The organism is Planococcus sp. 11815 (assembly GCF_051096385.1).
Taxonomy (GTDB): Bacteria; Bacillota; Bacilli; order Bacillales_A; family Planococcaceae; genus Planococcus; species Planococcus citreus.
This window is the reverse complement of sequence record NZ_CP096991.1, coordinates 3,094,581-3,112,723: the sequence shown is the minus strand read 5'-3', so window position 1 is coordinate 3,112,723 and position 18,143 is coordinate 3,094,581. Positions and strand designations below refer to the sequence as shown.

Genomic DNA, 18,143 nt, shown 5'->3' with positions numbered 1-18,143 from the left:
GGCCGATCGATCAGTTAACCCCGACAGCCGAGAACGCTGCTTTGACGCTTGCGACTTCAGCGCTCGATGCGCCGTACAGATCCGTTGCCGCTTGGATGGTGGAAACGCGGAAATGGCTGTAGTTGGAGTTCGGCGTCAAGTATTGCGTCAAAGTGCGGTAGTAGATATCGCCCGCTTTGTCGTTGCCGATGCCAGCGACCGTCACGCCGTAATGCGTGCCGCCATTGGCGAGTAGGAACGCCGCTTTATTGCTGATGCCGGAGTTGATATGGACGCCGCCGTAATCACCCGTGCCGGTGTAGCGTTTCGAATAATGATCCGGGTCTCCGCTCAATGTCGGGTCTTCCATCGAGCGCAGTGCATCGCCCGCAACGTTCGGCGTATAGATATCTTCGCCTACTTGCCAGTCGGGCTTGTTATTGAAATGGTATTCAACAAGCGTTCCAAAAATATCGGACATCGATTCGTTGATCGCGCCGGATTCATTTTGGTAGATCAAGTCGGCCGTCGTATCGGTCACGGCATGCGTCAATTCATGGGCAATAACGTCCAGCGCTCCTGACAGCGGCACGAAGGTAGTGCCATCACCGTCGCCGTAGACCATTTGGGAACCGCTCCAGAACGCGTTGTTATAGCTGCGGCCGTAATGGACGGTGGAAATCAGCTCAGCGCCGTTGCCGTCGTAGCTATTGCGGCTATGGACGTCTTGGAAGTAATCGTAGGTTTGGCCAGCGTAAGTATGGGCATCGACTGCAGCGCCGTCATAAGCGGCATTGTAGACATTGTCGCTGTCGAGCCACAGTGTGCCAGGCGTGCGTGTGCGGTTTTTTGCGTCATACGTGAAAATGCCGCTGCCGCGCGTGCGGTCGACCAGGTAAGAGCCGTTGCTGTTGACTAAAGTATTGAACGATTTCGTATCGCCCAACACGCCTTTGCCGCTCGCAGTCGAATCTTCGCCGGTCAAACTCGCACCGCCGCCGGAAGGTTTCGCCTCATGGATCTGGTTATAGGAATCGAGGATGTCGCCCGTCTTGGCGTCCACGAAGTATTGATAATTACCCGGTTCCGGATAGAGGAACTCGAATTCAGCGCTGTAGGCAAAATACGCTTGCCCATCTTTGAAATAGATGACCAATTCCGGTGTAACTTCAGCTTCAAGCTCTGGGGAACTGCCGATTTTTTCTTCCAGGTCGGCCGCTGCTTTTTCGACTGCAGCCCCGGCTTTCAAAGTTGCGCCTTTCTTCAAGGATTTCTTATCGTATAATTCCGGCGCCAAATTGCCGGAGATGGAAGTGAGCACGCCGTCTTGGTCAACGTGGGCATTGATTACGGAACCGAAAACAGGCACGCCTTTGAATTTCTGCTGAAGCTTCACTTTGGTGAAGCCGAGGTCATCTGTTTCCTGGCTGATGACTTTGAAGCTGGAAAGGTCTTTTTTATCGATTTTGTACGTGTCTTCGTTTTCTTCTAAATATGTAAAGACAATTTCTTTTGCATCTTGATCGGTCGGTTCAGTCAACGTTCCGGAAATGAAATCAGGTGTCTGGGTGTCTTTATTGACATGGACTTTTTCTGTTGCCTGTTTAGATAGGGTATCGGCGGAAACCGTTGTGGCGGATAATGCGAGTGATGCTGCCAAACTTAAAGTCAGTAATTTTTTTTTGCTCATCAATAGTCACTCCTTCTCGTCTTACCGGAAATGCAACTCGGTAAAAACATCATAGCTATTTAATTATTCTGAATATATAGGGTAGAGTATGTATTTTGGTTAGCCGTTAAAAGTGAGGATTGCACCTCTGGAAATGGGGAAGAAAAGCCTTTTGGACATCTCGTGGGTCTATCGGTTCTATCACTGGAGCCATTTCGCTATGTAGAAAAGACGCAGGTGATCTTAACGGTTAATAATTCTCAAAAAGCGGTTTATTGAAACAATATATCCGGGCTTAATCAAAAGGTGAAATCGGGGAATTGACGAAGGTTCATGCGGCATTCCTTGAGATGCTATACTGATGGAAACAGCTCGGCTTGTGTGCCAGAGCAAAAGAAAGATCCATTTACAGGTTGAGAGGAGTGGCAATAGAGAGATTATCTATTTTGCAGGCGGATGCTTATGGGGCGTGCAGGCGTTCATCAAGACCTTGCCGGGTGTCGAGTCGACCGAAGCGGGGCGGGCAAACGGCAGGACGCAATCGCTAGAAGGCGATTACGACGGCTACGCAGAATGCGTCAAAACTACGTTCGACCCTTCGCGCGTGTCGGTCCAACAACTGATGGGGTATTTCTTCGAAATCATCGATCCCTATAGCATCAATAAACAAGGCGAGGATATCGGCGAGAAATACAGGACCGGCGTCTATAGCGAAAGCGCCGGCCATTTAACGGCAGCGAAAGCCTTCATTAATGAACGAACGGATTCGGAACGCATCGCAGTCGAAGTCTTGCCGCTTGAAAATTATATAGCGAGTGCAGCAGAACATCAGGACCGTTTGGACAGATGCCCCGATGACTATTGCCATATCCCAACAGCTTTATTGACCAAGTATGCGTAAAGAAAAGAGCGTGATGACCCGATGATTTCACTTATACTGACTTTGAAACGCTTGCTGTCGGCCATATTCCGGATAGGAAAAGAGCCCTTGTTCAGGACCTTGCTGCTGACTTTGGCGTTCATCGTGCTGTCGGGAACTTTGTTCTATTATCAAATAGAAGGCTGGGCCTTGTTTGATGCCTTTTACTTCGCGTTCATCAGCCTGATTCCGACTGGAGTCGATACGGGTCTCGTGCCTAGCGGCAACCTGAGCCGAAGCTTTACGATGATTTATTTGGCTGTCGGCGTCGGCGTGATGGTCATGGTGTTGTTGAGGCTCGCATATGCGGTAGTAAAGCTCGAGCGGCCGGAGCAATTGGACGTGAAGGCAGGCAATCTTAAGTCTAAACCGAAACAGAAAACCAAAAATAAATAGTAAAAACCCCGAACGGGCTGCTGGTGAAAGCGGCTGCCGTTCGGGGTTCTTTTTGTATTCTTATTGTTCTTTTGTGGTCGTTTTTTTCCAGCTGTCGTCCATGACCATTTTGCCCGGCCATGTGTAAGCGGTGAGGCCGCCGTCGACAACGATGTCTTGGCCCGTCAGGTAAGAGCTGTCGCTCGAGACGAGGAACAATACCGTCGTAGCGATTTCCTTCGGTAAGCCAAGGCGTCCTAGAGGAGCGAGCCATCTATTGCTTTCTCTGAACTCACGTCCCGCTTCTTCCTCTTTAGAGCCAGCTAATTCATCGATCAGCGGTGTTTCAATCGTGCCAGGGGATACGGAATTTGCGCGGATGCCGGATCTTCCGTATTCGATGGCGATGGATTTCGTGAAGTTGATGATGCCGCCTTTTGCTGCGTTATAACCGGAGCGGTCCAAATCGGCAAAGCTGCCGGACATGGAGGCGTTGTTGACGATCGCCCCGCCATTATCCATCATGAGCGGGATGAAATATTTGCTCATCAAGAACGTGCCGCGCAAATCAGTAGCGGTGATGTCGTCGAACAAATCGACCGGATACTCATGCACTTTGCCGCCTTCTTGGTCGATCCCGGCGTTATTGAACAACGCATAAACCGTTCCGTATTGTTCTTTTACTTGATTGGCGAAAGAAGTGACGTCCTCTTCCTTGGCGATATTCACCTGGAAGCTTTTCGCCGTGCCGCCGTTTTCATTGATTTTGGCGACCGTCTCCTGCAATTCTTCTTCTTTAATGTCCGCAAGCAGGACAATCGCGCCTTCTTGTGCAAACAGTTCTGCTGTTGCTTTGCCGATACCTGTCGCCGCGCCTGTAATGACGGTTACTTTATCTTGTAGTTTACCCATGTTCTGTTCCTCCTCTATATAGTCTGTTCTTGAAAATCCTATTATCTAACCGGCCATATCTTGTGCCGGGGCTTTCGTATTTAAATGACGATACTTTATCTTAACTACCACCTGAAATAGGCGCTAAACCGGCTTTTCCGATGTAACCGCTTAACCGGTGCGAACTTTTTTTGAGAAATTGTGATCTAATTTCAAACCCGCTCCGTTGAGCTTATAGGAAAACAAAACAGAGGAGTGGTTAGATGAAAATGAAAAAGCTTTTACTACCAGTAGTAGGCGCGTCGCTTTTGGTTCCGGGAATCGGTTCTACCGTGTTGGCAGCTGAAGAAGCACCGCCGACGGAAACAACAGGCGTCGAACTTCGCGCAACATTGGATTCGTTATTGTCCGAGCATTATGCGCTCGCAGTGGATTCCATGATGAAAATTTATGATGGCGACGAAGCAGCAGAAGAAGCCATGGCAGCACTCGATGAGAACGCAGCCGATATGGAACCGGTCATCGCTTCCGTTTACGGAGAAGATGGCGGAGCGGCCTTCGTTGAAATCTTCGATAAGCACAATATGGGAACAGATGAATACGCAGCGGCCGTGAAAGCGGATGACGAAGCGATGCAACAAGAAGCATTGGATCAAATCCAATCGTTCGTCGATGAAATGGGCGAGTTCCTCGGTACGGCAACGGAAGGAAATCTTCCGGAAGACGGTGCGACAGCCGCACTTCGTGAACATGAAGATTTCGTTCAAGGCACGTTTGATCTTTATGTAGAAGGCGATTACGAAGCTGCTTACACGATGTACTTGGAAGGCTTCACGCAAATCTTCGGTGCAGGCAGCGCAATCAGCGGAGCGATTTCGGCTCAATTCCCGGATCAGTTTTCTGACCCCAACACACCAGCCGGCGACTTCCGTTCGACAGTGAACCGCATTGCAGCAGAACATTTTGCTCTCGCGCAATTGAGCATGGCAAAAGGCTATAACGGTTCGGCTGACTTCGATTTCGTCAACTGGGCACAAGACCAAAACAATGAAGAGTTCCGTTCGGCTCTAGCTTCCGTTTACGGTGAAGAAGCGAGCAACCAGTTTGTTGAACTATGGAATAACGAACACATCGCTGTCCAAGGCGACTTGGCGAATGCGATAGCTTCAGAAGACGAGCAAGCGAAAGAGCAAGCCGTTTCGACTTTGACTAGCACATTTGCAACAGACCTTGGCACATTCTTGAACAAAGCAACAGAAGACCGCATGCCGTTGGATGAAACGATTGCAGGCGTGGAAGCGCATGAACAATCCGTTGTAGATACTTTCCAACAGTACGTGAACGGTGACTATGCCGCGTCATATGACACATACCGCACAGGTTATGCGATCATGTTCGATATCGGGAAAGGATTGAGTGGCGCAATCGTCGACCAATTCCCAGAGAACTTCGAGAACACAGCTCCTGACAAAATGCCTTCAACTGGATTCGGCGGCATGTCTGGCCAATCCAATACAATGATCTTGTGGGTAGCACTTAGCACATTGATCTTCATGTCAGCTGGAACACTAACGTATCGTCAAACTAAAAAACAATAACGAAAGATTGTAGAGAAAGGGCCCAGGCCCTTTCTTTTTTTATGATTGGGACTGCGTTCTCTCCTGTTGTATAAGTTCTGAAACGCTGTGTATAGTGCTTAACGTCCAGGTTGGCGGGCATACAAAAGAATAACAGCAGAAAAGTACAGGGTAATGGTATAATTTAATAGAAAGAAAGCTGTTTTTCTCGATTCTCCAGTTTGTCGAGTGTTGAACTTCTTTTTTGGTTGAAATCGCGTAGAGAAAGAAGGTAGATCGCTTGAGAAGTAAGATGAATCAATTGCTTGAAAGCCAGCGCAGTGTTCACGTGCTATATGCTTTCGATGGAACTGAAAATTATGTGAGGCAGCTATTGAACTACATAGACGAGGGAATTCACGCTGGTGATCATATTTTGATTGTTGAAAATGAGCGGATGACTCGTGAAATTAAGCGGCATATGGAAAAACAATATACTGAAAAACAACTGAAAATGGTACATTTCGTCAATAGCCTTCATTTCTATTGGTCGAGTGGAAGTTACCATCCACCAGCCATCCATGAGTATTTTACCAAAACCGTGGCCCCTTATATTGAAAACAAATTGAGCTTCCGGTCATGGGCGCATGTGGAATGGGAAAGTGTGAAAGAACCATTATTCCTTATAGAAGATTTCGAAAAGATTGCGGATCGCGCAGTGAACGAATTTGATTTTCCATTAGTTTGCGCTTACGAAAAAAAGAAAATGCCTGTTCATTTAAGGGAAAGCTTGATGAAAACCCATCCATATGTCTTGATGGAAGACGAATTGATTGCTTCGCCTCAGTACCAATCTGTGTCGAACCAGGCTTAAGCCTGGTTTTTCATTTAGCCAAAACTTTGTGGAGTACGGGTTCCGCCGATTGCGGCGATACCAGAAAGCCTGCACATTGCAATCGAAGAACGGCTTATAGTATCGTTAGGAAAAGTGCGCCAATTTTCGCTTTGGACACTCCCCGTAGAGGAGGGATCACATGCACCACCAGACAATTAGCCCTTCCAGAAAATTTCAGAACTTCAATGATGCAGCTAATCAGATCTTGAACATGTTGAGCAAGCAAATGGATATCAACACGCTCTTCATTGCTGAAAATGACGGAAAAACCAATACCATCAAGAAAGCGTTCAATAGACATGAAGAGCTGGTAGTGGAAGACAGCCAGTCGCCACTTGACCAGACCTTTTGCAGCTTAGCGATCAACTATGGGCAGGAGCCGCTATTGATCGAAGACATCTCAAAAGACGACAATGCCGGCAAGCTTGAGATTTCGGCACAATTCGGCAACGGCGCGTTCATCGGCATCCCGATCTACTACGAAAGCGGGGAAGTGTATGGCACGATTTGTGGCTTGGACAAGCACCCGGTTTCGTTCACGGAAGAGCAGCAGGAGATGTTCGAGATGATGTCTTCCTTGTTGAGCTATATCTTGGAGCTCGACAAAGCCCAAAAGGAAATCCAGACCTTGTCGTCGCCGCTCGTGCCCTTATCGGATGAGATTTCGATCTTGCCGATTATCGGCCACATTACGCTTGAACGTGCTTATCAATTGATCGACGACGTCGTGATGAAAGCGAGCGAAGGCATCGATTACCTGATCTTGGATTTCTCGGACATTACGCAAATCGACCCGCGCATCGAAGATCCTCTGCTAGATTTGATTAAAGCTTTGAAGATCATGGGAATCACTCCGATCATTACAGGAATTTTGCCGACAATGGCAATGAACGTCCCCCATTTCGCCCATTCCCTGAAAGGCGAACGAATGGAAGCGACGCTGAAAATCGCCATTGAACAGCTTGGTTTTGAGTTAACGAAGAAAAATGAATTCGCTAACTCCCGTTGGAAATAAACTACTGGGAATTCTGGCCCCGTCTGGAGAAGCTTTTAAAGCATCTCCAGACGGGGCCGTTTTATTGCTTTTATTCAATTGGAAAAATGAAGCTATACAAACCAATTCGATGTGTTGGCCGCTGGCATAAAGGGTAAAGTGTTAGCACAAGAAAAATGGGTTCAAAGCTTAAAAGTGAAAGGAGGGTTTTCGAATGGTTCAATCCAAATGGGTAAAGTTGGGGGCAGCGGCGTTTCTGTCAATCGGCATGCTGGCGGCTTGTGGAGACGCAGAAGACGAGCAGCCTGTAGATGAAGATGTGGATGTGACGCCGGAAGAGGGAGAAGAAGAACTAGTCCCTGAAGAGCCGATCGCGGATGAAGAAGATGAAGAGTAAGGGCAAAACATAGGCCAAACGCACAGCGTATTGGCTTTTTGCCTTTTTATAACTTCTCCTATCGGAGGATGCCTTTATCATCAGCTAGGTATGGGACGGGGATAAGTACTAGTGGTTCTTTGAATCGAAACTGCACAATAAAGCCGGAGCTTAAGGAGGGATTAAGATTTCATTTGAGTGGTTCAGTGCTATAAGCAACCTTTTCATAATTGTAAATATTGTGCTGGCGTTTTTCATTTTATTTTTTGAGCGGAAAACGGCTTCTTCGGCATGGGCATGGATTTTAATCCTGTTTTTTATCCCGATCCTCGGCTTTGTGCTGTACTTATTGTTCGGAAAACCTTTGAGGCGCAGCCGACTGAATCGGCCAGTTGCTTATGAGAACCGTGATTTCATGGATCTGAAGGATCGCCAGCTCGCGGAAATGAAATCAAGAAGCTTCCAGCCGCCATCTGCACTAGAAGGAAAATGGATGGATATTGTCCAAATGAATGCTGCGCGGACCGACGCGCCTTTATCGACAGCCGCTGATATTCAAATATTCAATGATGGCAAACGGAAGTTTGATGCCTTATTCGACGACATCCGCGCTGCCTCGAAGCATATCCACCTCCAGTACTTCATCCTTAATGACGACGATCTTGGCCGAACGCTTTTAGCGCTGCTGACTGAGAAAGCGCAGCAAGGTGTCAAAGTGCTATTCCTATACGATGATTTGGGGTCGAGCAGCCTGCCAAAGCATTTCTTTGATGCGTTCCACGAGACAGGGGGCAAATCGGCTGCGTTTTTGCCGGCCATGCTGACGAGCATCAACCCACGGCTCAATCACCGAAATCACCGGAAATTGGCGGTCATCGATGGACGTATCGGCTATACTGGCGGCTTTAATGTCGGCGATGAATACATCGGCAAGAAAAAAGAGTTCGGCTATTGGCGCGATACGCATCTGCGCATTGAAGGGCACGCGGTGCATTCCCTGCAAAACCGGTTCTTCATCGACTGGAACCAAGCTGCTGAAAAATATCCGATGAAGTATGCGGAAACTTATTTTCCGGAAATGGATCATCCGTCCGGCGTTCCGATGCAAATGGTGGCAAGTGGGCCACTCGAAACGCATGAAGACATCAAGAACGGCTATTTGAAGATGATTCATCATGCCCGGGAGTCGATTTATTTGCAGACGCCTTATTTCATTCCGGATAAATCCATCATGGATGCACTAAGGACGGCGGCGCTCGGCGGAGTGGACGTGCAGTTGATGATTCCGCATTTGGCGGATCACCTCTTCGTCCATTCGGCGACGCTTTCCTTTGCTCGTGCATTGATCGAAGACGGCGTCAAAGTCTATAGCTACCAGAACGGGTTTCTGCATGCCAAAACACTCGTTGTTGATAGGGAGGCGTTCTCGGTCGGCTCGGCCAATATGGATGTCCGCAGCTTCGCGTTGAATTTCGAATTGAATGCCTTCGTCTATGATGGCGAATCGGCACAGGAAATGGCGGACTTGTTCCTGCAGGACCGCAAACTCGCTGTCGAATTAACAGAAGCGGACTTCAAGGAACAGCACTGGATTGAAAAAGCCAAACAGGACATTGCCAAATTGGTGTCGCCAATTTTATAAAGCCCGCTATCGTTGTTGCGGAAAAAATCATTCAAGCTCGAGGCTTTCGTTGCCTCGAGCTTTTTTATTGTTTTGACGGAGGATTTTTAAGGAACCCAGGCTTGAAAAAAAGATTCTATAAATACCCAAAATCGTATACTATGACAAGAGAAGAATATTTACAATGAAGGTTAAATTTTGAAATTTTTTTTGATATATAAAACCAACGAAAAACTGGGGGCGGGGCAACATGCATAAATCATCGGAAAAAGGCATCAGGCACAAATATCTTCGATTAACCTTATCTTCATTGCTTATTTGTTCATTATTGATTGCGGGTATTTATTTCTATATGAACAAACAGCAACAGGACAGGCAGGCGGAATACGATTTGCTTGCTGAAAAACAGGAGACGCTGCAAGGGCTTTCCGAATCCTTGAACCAGCTTTTTTTCCGCACAAGAGGGTATTATGCTTTTCAAAATCAGGAAGAGCTCAGACTGGCGTATGTAGAGCTGGAAATCTTGAAGAGCGCGATTGAAAGGCTGGAAAGTTTGTCGATTACGAATGAAGAACAACAGGAAATTTCGGATTTGTCTATATTTATAGCGACATTCGAGCAACAAGTATTTCCCAATGCGCTTGAAGCGGTACAAAACGATGATTATCAAGCGTTGAGGAACCTGTCCAATGATGGCACCAATGCTGCAGTAAATGAATTTGTCGCTTTTGCCGACGAATACAAAACCGCATCCGAAGCAGAATTGGAACAATTGAACGAAGACATGATCAGGCAGTCGGAGAATTTTTCGTTTGCGTTGATTTTATTGTTCATCCTGCTGTTCATTACCACGGCCTTGATCATTTATCGGGCCATGAATGATATCGTCAAGCCGTTGGAAGGCATGCGCGAATCCATCGAAGGGTTCGGCAATGGCGAGCAAATGTCTTACGCTCCTATCGAACGGAAAGATGAGATCGGCTTATTGTCGATGACTTTTTACCGGATGATGAATACCATCCGCGAAAATCAGGAAGACCTTACTGCCCAAAACCAGGCATTATTGGTGAACAAGGGCCAGCTGCAGGAAAAGCAGGCAGAACTGCAAGAGGCACTGGAAGAAACCGGAAAGACGAAAGACCGCTTGATCCGCTTCAACGATTTGAACCATATCCTGTCGTTTACATTGGATAAACAGAAATTGATCAATGCCACGCTCAAGTACTTTACCGATACCTACGAGATCGATACGGGCGTGCTCTGGCTGCCGGGTTCTGGCGAATACGCGCTCAAGGGCTTCACGGAGAACATGTTCGAGCAATTCCAGGAGCAGCAAATCCCTTATCTATCGGCCCGTTTGAAAGAAGATGAATCCTTTACGGTCACAAGGGAAGCGCTGGAGCAAAAAGGCTTTGTGGACGGGCCGGTCTATATTCATGATTTATACGCATCTGTAAAAAATGAGCAAAACGAAGGCATCGCGCTGATTGGTTTGTCGCGCGTCGGCAGAGCCTTTTCAAAAGAGGAAGAAGCCGATATCGACGGATTGTTGAAACGCATCCATTTGGCAATCGACCGGATCCAATTGTACGACGCGGCAATCCATGAACGGACATTGAACGAACGCATCGTCAATAATATCAATGAAGGCATCCAGTTCATTGCAAAAAATGGCAGCATGGTGCAGCGCAATGAAACGATGTGCACGATGCTGAGCTGCGGCAATGCGCCGCTGGACGCGGTCATCACACAAGACGTGTGGATTCACCGGATGGCCGAACAAACGACCGATCCACAAGCGATGGTCGATTTCCTCAGCGCCTGCATCCATGAAAAAGGAAGCGAAGCGAAGACCTTCCAATATACGGTCAAAGCCCCGTATGAACGGGTCATCGATGTTTATAGCACGCCAGTCATTGTCGACGGGGAGCGCACAGGGACGATCTTTGTTCACCGCGACATTACTAGAGAACACGAAGTCGACAAGATGAAATCCGAATTGGTCAGCACTGTCAGCCACGAGCTGCGGACGCCGCTTTCCAGTGTGCTTGGGTTTACGGAGCTGCTTCTTAATAAGGAATTGAAACCGGACAAGCAAGTGCGTTATTTGAAGACGATCTATAAAGAAGCGATGCGCTTGACCAACTTGATCAACGACTTTTTGGATTTGCAGCGGATGGAATCCGGTGACCAAGTGTACCGGATGGATAAGCTGTCGATGAATGAGCTAGTCATCGAAGCGGCAGAAAAATTCAGGACGCAGTCGACGCATTCTGTCGTTTTGATCGACGATGCATCGGATGTGAAAGTGGAAGGGGACCGAGAACGTCTCGCCCAAGTATTGATGAACCTGGTCGGCAATGCCATCAAGTTTTCCCCGGAAGGCGGTAATGTGACCATCTGCATGAAAAACCATGCGAATCACTTGCGCGTATCTATCCAGGACGAAGGAATCGGCATTCCAGCTGAAGACATTCCGAAGCTGTTCTCCAAATTCCAGCGCATCGACAATAGTTCACGCCGCAAAATCGGCGGAACCGGGCTGGGCCTTGCGATATGCCAGGAAATCATTGTCAAGCACGACGGCAAGATTTGGATCGAATCACAGGAAGGACAGGGCACGACCATCCACTTTGAATTGCCGCTTGTCTCCGGCATGCAGGAGTATGTCCCGCAAGATGGCGCAGAAGAAAACCCGCCTGTGATGATTGTGGAAGACGATATGAGCCTTGCATTGTTGTTATCGGAAGAGCTGAAACTTAACGGTTTTAAAGTGATTTACCACACCTCACCGAGGGAAGCCTTCAAAGAAGCGAAGCGCACGCCTTTGGTCGGCGCAGTCGTGGATATCATGCTCGGCGAGGAATTGAGCGGCTGGGACTTGGTCGATATGATGAAAGAAGATCCGACGACACAGGATATCCCGATCGTCATTTCTTCCGCACTCGATTCATCGGCTGATGCCAGTAAAATCAGCAAGATTAACCATTACCTGACCAAACCGTATGCGCCGGTGAATTTGTCGAAAGTGATGAAGAACCTGCAAAACGGCCAAGAGCAAAACGGCGTCATCTTCTACGCCACATACGGCCTGGACGACGAGCCGGAGAGCTAAAAAATAGTACAGGGAATTGAAAACGACCAGCTCCTAAGATAGGGGCTGGTCGTTTTTTGTAGTGTTAAATATTTTTCTGTTTTGGATCGATATAGTGTGCGAAAGCTTTTCTCATCTCAATGAAGCAGTGGGCTATCCAAGCTTCGGAAAACACAATTTATCAGGACACCAATATATCTTCCACAAGCGCCAATAATTCCATCGGGCTGAACGGCTTGGACATAAAATAATCCGCCCCGTTCAAGATGGCTTTTTCGCGGTCCGCGTCTTGCGCTTTTGCTGTCAGCATTAGCACTTTCGTGTCGTTTTGGTCTTTCCTGACTTCCTCGAGCACTTCCATGCCAGTCAAATAAGGCATCATATAATCGAGCACGACCAGATCGTAGTCGTTGGCCCGGATCTTCTCCAGGGCTTCTTTGCCGTCTTCTGCTTCTTCAATCAGGAAGTCATCTTCCAATGTATCCGCGATCAGGATGCGCAAAATATCTTCGTCATCTGCGATCAATATTTTCTTCATAAGTATCCTCCTTGCAATTAAGTCGAAATTCCTTTGCGTTTCATATCGCCCCAATGTGCTTTCTTTTGGAAAGTGGCAATAATTCCTCTGACTCGCCACAATACCATAAGCGGGCGGTACCAAAAGGCTTCAGTCAATGCCCAGAAATAAAGGCGCATCAAATGGGAAACCTTCGGGTATTTGTGGAGCGTTAATTCTTCTAATAATACAGCAAGTGCCGAAATGAGCGAGCCGTAGAACACCGTCACCAAGAACATGACGCCGGCGACTTGCGGATCGACCAATGAGAAGAAAAAGCCGCCAAAAATGATGAAGTAGCCGATAAATTCGAATACGGCGCCGAGCAATTCGACAAACAGGAAATAAGGCATCGAAAACAAACCGATCGAGCCGTATTTCGGATTGAGCATCATTTTTCTGTGATTCCACAAAGTTTCAAGCAGCCCGCGCTGCCAGCGGATCCGCTGAGACCTGAGCACTTCCAGTGATTCAGGGGCTTCTGTCCAGCAGACAGGGTCTGGGATATATTCAATGCGCTGCTTGGATTTTTCTTCCCTCAGCAAACGGTGCAGCCGGACGACCAATTCCATATCTTCGCCGACGGTGTTCTTATTGTAGCCACCGGCTTGGATGACGCGTTCTTTATTGAAAACGCCGAAAGCCCCGGAGACGATGAGTAAAATATTCAAATGGCTAAGTGCCAGGCGGCCGATCAAGAAGGCGCGGAAGTACTCGACGATCTGCATGAGGACGATCGGGCTTTTCGGAAGTCCGACAATTTCCACTTTGCTTCTGGAGATGGTCGAGCCGTTGGCGATTCGGACAGATCCGCCCGTGACGATAATTTGGCCATCTGATTCGATAATCGGTTTCATGCATTTTAACAGACCGTCGTTTTCCAAAATGGAATCTCCATCAATCGCACAAAAGTACGGGAAGGAAGAGAGATTGACCCCGGCATTCAATGCATCCGCCTTGCCGCCGTTCGCTTTTTTGATGAGGCGGATATAAGGGAAGATCGAGGATTGGTAAATGGCCTCGACTTCCGCGGTCTCGATGTGTGTGCGGACGGCGAAAGGAATTTTCTTCATTTTGAATTCTTCAATCATGCGCAGCGATGTGCTGTCTTTCGAGCCATCATCAATGACGATGATTTCTTTTTCGGGGTATTCCAGTGCCAATAGCGAACGCACCGTGCTGACAACGCCGACTTCTTCATTGTACGCAGGCACGAGGATCGACACCGGATAAGTCGATTGGTTTCTTAAAAAATCTTCTGTAGACTCTCGCTTATCGAGCTTATTTTCTTTTTTGACTTTCCCGTATGCAAGCGCAAAGAGCCCGAGATAGCTCAGGCTTGAAAAAAGCATATAGGCGATGACGATATAGGATAAAATCAGCGCTACTTCCTGCATTATTGTTCACTTCCTAAAAGGGAGGTTTTCCATTGATTCGCCATGTCGCGTGCATAGCGGTCGGGATGGCTTTCTGCGAGATGGGTAAGCACGATATCCCCTTCAGAAAACTGGGTCAAGGCTTCGGCTGATGAGTAGCGGACCCACCAGACCGGATCCCCGAGCAACTCGCCTAGCGTTTCTTTATAGCGCGACAATTGCAGCTTTCCGGCAATTTGGGCGGCAAACATGCGCTCAGGCCAAGCAGCCGACTGGAAAAACGGTGCAAGGGCGCTTGGGGAATTCATGTATTGCAGATGAAGGATCGCTTTCAGTGCCTGAATGCGCATTTCCATCTCAGGATGCTGCAACTCTTCTTCAATGCGCGGAAGAAACAGCGTCATGCCGGCCATGCCGATATAGGAGATGGCCGAATGCTTCAACGTCTGGTTGTCGTTTTCTTCGTTTAAGGCAGCATTCAACTCGTCCAGTTTCGTCAGTTCGTCCAACCGTTTAAAAACATCGATATACAGGCGGGCGGGGGCATCGGGGTGTTTTGCGAGCGCCTTGATGGCCACCGTCTCGTTTAAAGAAGCGAGCGTGCGGATCAATTGCTGCGTCTCCTGGTCGAGCCGGGAACTTTTCGCTAATTTTTCCTTTAGCTGTGGAACGAGCGACTCCATCCGAAAGTCTTCGATGAAATATAAAGTATTCATTCGCATCGCCCAGTTTCCGCGCTTGAGCAGCCTGACGTAGCGCTTGGAAAGGAATTCTTCCGACAGGCGTGAGACAGCAGGCGAATCAGCGCCACCCTTGGTGACGGATACGTAATGGTTCAATAAGCGTTCCAGCACGACCAAATGGTAAGGGGAAGCTTTCAATTCTTCGATGAACCGTTCGTCTGAAGGATCCATCATATAAGAGCTGAATGAATCAGTTAAGGCATCGTATTGGCCGTTGATTGCGGCTTCCCGTTTATTCGAACGCTGCTTGCGCCAAGCTAAGATCAACAAGAGAAGCAATTGGCCGAGGAACAGGGAGGCAATGAGGATCCAGAAATGGGATAAGTTCACTGGAACATCCTCTTCGTGAGCCGCTGTACACGGGCTACGACTTCCTGTGCATAAAACGGTTTGACGATGTAATCATCGGCTCCGCTCTTCAAGGCCAAGACGATATCGGATTCGTTGTTGCGGGACGTGAGCATGGACACGACGATATTGTCGTGCGGATATTGCGAGCGCACATGGCTCAGCACTTCCAGTCCGTCCATTTTCGGCATGACGCCGTCCAGCAGGATCATGTAATTCTCATCCGGACGGTACCAGTCGGAATCGACCAGCGCGAGACCGTCTGCGTATTCTTCAATCTGGATATCGAAATCCTCCGCTTTCCAATTGGAAAACTGCTTGGCGACCAGTTTGCGCACGAGTGAGTCATCGTCGACAATGACGATATTCAATTTACGTTTTAAGTCATGTTCTGCGGATTCATAGACCATCGTCTGGTTGCGCCCATTTCGCTTGGCTTGATACAAAGCTTTGTCGGCTTTATTGACGATCGTTTCCTGTTTGAGCCGGTATTCGCTGACACCGGCAGAGAACGTCAAGCGAATCGGGGCGTTGGCGTGAATAGCGAATTCCGTTTCAGATAGTGCCTTATGCAGGCGATCGATGAATGCGGCAGCTTCCTGCGGCTTGGTCTCGGGTAGAATCAAGGCGAATTCCTCTCCGCCATAGCGGAAGAACGAGTCCGATTCACGTTTCAAGTTCAACACAAACTGGCTGAAGGAACGTAAAACCTCATCTCCCACTGAATGCCCGTGGTCATCATTGATTTTCTTGAAATGGTCCAAATCGAGCAAGGCCAATGTAAACGGCTTGCCGGTTCTTTCAGCGAGATTGGTCATTTGCAGCAGGACCTCATCAAAGGATTGGCGATTTCCGGCTCCGGTCAATTCATCAATTCGCGTGCCTTGCAAGATGATTTCCTGGCCACGCAGGCGATTGGCTAAATAGGGAAGGAAATACGCCATATTCAATGGCTTGGCCAAAAAATCGGTGGCGCCGACTTCCATTGCCCGGATATGGTGATCGATCCTGTCATCTTCACTCATGACGGCGAGGGGAAGGTGGCGGCTTCTGCCGGCTTCGGCAATTCTTTCGGCCAGGCTGAAGCCGTCAACATCCGGCAGCTTCGCATCCAATAACACCATCTGCGGATGCAATGTGTAAAATAATTCCGTGCCTTTTTGGCCATTCAAAGCGATGACGACAGGAATGCCTTTAGGCTCCAATGTCTCTTTGAGCTTCGCGGCGAATTCAGCATCGGAATCGATGACCAATACGAGGGCTTCTTCACTCGAGGCTTTGCTTTCCGGCGCCTCCAACTCGGTCTCTTGTTGGCTTGCAGGCTCGTCAGCTGCAAAATAATTTCGGAATGAAGACATGAATCCTGCCAGCGAATCGACAGCAAGCAACTCGGTGCTGTGTTCTGAGAAAGCATCCAGCTCGCGTGCGCAAAAATCGGACAGTTCCATCATGCCAATCGTTCCGGCAGTGCCTTTCATCGTATGCAAAAACCGGTAGACTTCGCGTTCTGGAATTGTGCCTTGAGCAGCCCATTTCGAGAAATCCCGTTCCATTCGTGTGGCAAGTAAAGCTTTATAATCTGTTTGGGCCAATTTCTTTCACCGTCCTTCAAAGAATGTCCCGAACTTGATGTGGGACGATATGCGGAGTTTTGGGCTTGAAAATGATGTTCATTAATATGTCATTTGAATAGTTAAATAGATAATATTTTCCACTTATAGAATAACATCAATTAGCATCCAAGTAAGTGATTTACACCCAGAAACATGGCTATCCAATGACATTGCCCATTTACCTGATTCCTGCAGCAAAGCAAAGAAAAATAAAAAGACACTTCCAAAGATTAGGAGAAGTGTCCGGTCTGGTCATGGTTTAAGTGTCATCCAGCTGCCAACATGGTGAATAGCAATTCCTTCGTAGGCGGAGTATGCCGAGTAATGGGCGGCCACTTCAGCCAACTGCACATTCATGAACGCTTCGCCTTCTTCGGCAAAAGTGATGATGCTGCCTTCATCGGTGACGCCTGTTTCTACGCCCACTACCACATGTTTGCCGTATTTTTCGGCCATGGCAATTTCAGTTTTGACGATATCGATGATCATCGGCGCGGAATCCCGGTAAGCCATCAATGTCACTCCGTCCGTATTGGCGATCACCCATTCGGCCAATAACCCGCTGCCGAACGTATTTTTATAAGAGATCTCGTCGAACCAAAATGGCATGTCGGCTTCGAGCGGTAAGTTCAACTGTGCAGAGCTCACTGCGGCTCTTTGCAGAAGCGATTGATAGGATTTCACAGTAGCGGCGCGGTTTGAATTCCATCCGCTGTATAAATAAGGCTCCACATCCAAATGGATTCCATCAAAAACTGCCTGTTGTGTCGATCCGCTTTGATAATTGCCCAGCCAGTTCATCAACATGTTCTGGTTCGTATAGCCTTTTGGCGCAACCCAGGCTGGTGCTCCGTCGAGCGCAAATACAGCTATGCCGCGTGCATGCGCTTGCGTGACAAAGCTGCGGTACGTATTTTTGGGAATGTCGCGGTCGATCTGGACATAGACTTTATTGACGTTTTTATTTTCGAGAAAAGCGAGCACAGCTGCTTCATCTTCCACGAACATCCACGGATTCCATAGCCAAGTGGCACGGGTATCAGGCGCATCGCCGCTTGCCTGTACGTTTCCTGCATGGCTGAACGCCAGCATAAGAGACATTGCGAACATCAACATCGCCGCTTTCTTCAACATATTC

The 18,143-nt window shown here is 48.2% G+C and carries 15 protein-coding genes; 8 read left to right on the top strand and 7 right to left on the bottom strand.

Annotated features, from left to right (window positions below; genetic code table 11):
- Positions 1–10 precede the first annotated feature (10 nt).
- On the bottom strand, positions 11–1,669 hold the full coding sequence (locus M1Q06_RS15620; protein WP_434400569.1) for a M4 family metallopeptidase: 1,659 nt from the start codon (positions 1,667–1,669) through the stop codon (positions 11–13).
- A gap of 340 nt (positions 1,670–2,009) precedes the next feature.
- Between M1Q06_RS15620 and M1Q06_RS15615 the strand changes: the two genes are divergently transcribed.
- Both M1Q06_RS15615 and M1Q06_RS15610 read left to right on the top strand, forming a co-directional pair.
- On the top strand, positions 2,010–2,549 hold the full coding sequence (locus tag M1Q06_RS15615; RefSeq protein ID WP_434400567.1) for a peptide-methionine (S)-S-oxide reductase: 540 nt from the start codon (positions 2,010–2,012) through the stop codon (positions 2,547–2,549).
- 21 nt (positions 2,550–2,570) lie between these two features.
- Positions 2,571–2,963, top strand: coding sequence for an ion channel (locus M1Q06_RS15610; RefSeq protein WP_434400565.1), 393 nt, complete (start codon positions 2,571–2,573; stop codon positions 2,961–2,963).
- A gap of 60 nt (positions 2,964–3,023) precedes the next feature.
- Here M1Q06_RS15610 and M1Q06_RS15605 read toward each other — a convergent pair whose 3' ends face one another.
- On the bottom strand, positions 3,024–3,854 hold the full coding sequence (locus tag M1Q06_RS15605; protein ID WP_434400563.1) for an SDR family oxidoreductase: 831 nt from the start codon (positions 3,852–3,854) through the stop codon (positions 3,024–3,026).
- A gap of 242 nt (positions 3,855–4,096) precedes the next feature.
- On the opposite strand from M1Q06_RS15605, the gene M1Q06_RS15600 reads away from it, so the two are divergent.
- From M1Q06_RS15600 to M1Q06_RS15575, 6 genes are all read left to right on the top strand, one after another.
- Positions 4,097–5,431, top strand: coding sequence for a hypothetical protein (locus M1Q06_RS15600; protein WP_434400561.1), 1,335 nt, complete (start codon positions 4,097–4,099; stop codon positions 5,429–5,431).
- 259 nt (positions 5,432–5,690) lie between these two features.
- Positions 5,691–6,263, top strand: coding sequence for an MEDS domain-containing protein (locus M1Q06_RS15595; protein WP_434400558.1), 573 nt, complete (start codon positions 5,691–5,693; stop codon positions 6,261–6,263).
- Between the two features lie 160 nt (positions 6,264–6,423).
- On the top strand, positions 6,424–7,299 hold the full coding sequence (locus M1Q06_RS15590) for a GAF domain-containing protein (protein ID WP_434400556.1): 876 nt from the start codon (positions 6,424–6,426) through the stop codon (positions 7,297–7,299).
- Between the two features lie 193 nt (positions 7,300–7,492).
- The gene (locus tag M1Q06_RS15585; protein ID WP_434400554.1) at positions 7,493–7,675 is read left to right on the top strand and encodes a hypothetical protein; all 183 of its coding nucleotides are present in this window, start codon (positions 7,493–7,495) and stop codon (positions 7,673–7,675) included.
- Positions 7,676–7,835: 160 nt separating this feature from the next.
- Complete coding sequence (cls, locus tag M1Q06_RS15580; protein ID WP_434402902.1) at positions 7,836–9,296, top strand: cardiolipin synthase; 1,461 nt, start codon at positions 7,836–7,838, stop codon at positions 9,294–9,296.
- 229 nt (positions 9,297–9,525) lie between these two features.
- Entirely contained in the window at positions 9,526–12,390 is a 2,865-nt protein-coding gene (locus tag M1Q06_RS15575) for an ATP-binding protein (protein ID WP_434400552.1), read from the top strand.
- Between the two features lie 160 nt (positions 12,391–12,550).
- Here M1Q06_RS15575 and M1Q06_RS15570 read toward each other — a convergent pair whose 3' ends face one another.
- The 5 genes from M1Q06_RS15570 to M1Q06_RS15550 all read right to left on the bottom strand — a co-directional run bounded on the left by M1Q06_RS15570 (position 12,551) and on the right by M1Q06_RS15550 (position 18,139).
- Entirely contained in the window at positions 12,551–12,907 is a 357-nt protein-coding gene (locus tag M1Q06_RS15570; RefSeq protein WP_058382484.1) for a response regulator transcription factor, read from the bottom strand.
- Positions 12,908–12,924: 17 nt separating this feature from the next.
- On the bottom strand, positions 12,925–14,322 hold the full coding sequence (locus M1Q06_RS15565; protein ID WP_112229759.1) for a glycosyltransferase family 2 protein: 1,398 nt from the start codon (positions 14,320–14,322) through the stop codon (positions 12,925–12,927).
- Entirely contained in the window at positions 14,322–15,374 is a 1,053-nt protein-coding gene (locus M1Q06_RS15560; RefSeq protein ID WP_434400549.1) for a HEAT repeat domain-containing protein, read from the bottom strand. The genes M1Q06_RS15565 and M1Q06_RS15560 overlap by 1 nt, the downstream gene beginning before the upstream one ends.
- Positions 15,371–16,984, bottom strand: a complete 1,614-nt coding sequence (locus M1Q06_RS15555) for a diguanylate cyclase (RefSeq protein ID WP_434400547.1) — start codon at positions 16,982–16,984, stop codon at positions 15,371–15,373. Before M1Q06_RS15555 ends, M1Q06_RS15560 begins: the two co-directional genes overlap by 4 nt.
- Positions 16,985–17,257: 273 nt before the next feature.
- Positions 17,258–18,139 (bottom strand): amidase, encoded by an 882-nt coding sequence (locus M1Q06_RS15550; RefSeq protein WP_434400545.1) that lies wholly within the window; start codon positions 18,137–18,139, stop codon positions 17,258–17,260.
- Positions 18,140–18,143 lie beyond the last annotated feature (4 nt).

Bases quoted from the DNA above. Each gene is read 5' to 3' on its own strand.
- M1Q06_RS15620 (WP_434400569.1), bottom strand. From the start codon at position 1,669: ATGAGCAAAAAAAAATTACTGACTTTAAGTTTGGCAGCATCACTCGCA.
- M1Q06_RS15570 (WP_058382484.1), bottom strand. From the start codon at position 12,907: ATGAAGAAAATATTGATCGCAGATGACGAAGATATTTTGCGCATCCTG.
- M1Q06_RS15590 (WP_434400556.1), top strand. From the start codon at position 6,424: ATGCACCACCAGACAATTAGCCCTTCCAGAAAATTTCAGAACTTCAAT.
- M1Q06_RS15600 (WP_434400561.1), top strand. From the start codon at position 4,097: ATGAAAATGAAAAAGCTTTTACTACCAGTAGTAGGCGCGTCGCTTTTG.
- M1Q06_RS15615 (WP_434400567.1), top strand. From the start codon at position 2,010: ATGGAAACAGCTCGGCTTGTGTGCCAGAGCAAAAGAAAGATCCATTTA.
- M1Q06_RS15575 (WP_434400552.1), top strand. From the start codon at position 9,526: ATGCATAAATCATCGGAAAAAGGCATCAGGCACAAATATCTTCGATTA.
- M1Q06_RS15585 (WP_434400554.1), top strand. From the start codon at position 7,493: ATGGTTCAATCCAAATGGGTAAAGTTGGGGGCAGCGGCGTTTCTGTCA.
- M1Q06_RS15605 (WP_434400563.1), bottom strand. From the start codon at position 3,854: ATGGGTAAACTACAAGATAAAGTAACCGTCATTACAGGCGCGGCGACA.
- M1Q06_RS15565 (WP_112229759.1), bottom strand. From the start codon at position 14,322: ATGCAGGAAGTAGCGCTGATTTTATCCTATATCGTCATCGCCTATATG.
- M1Q06_RS15550 (WP_434400545.1), bottom strand. From the start codon at position 18,139: ATGTTGAAGAAAGCGGCGATGTTGATGTTCGCAATGTCTCTTATGCTG.
- M1Q06_RS15610 (WP_434400565.1), top strand. From the start codon at position 2,571: ATGATTTCACTTATACTGACTTTGAAACGCTTGCTGTCGGCCATATTC.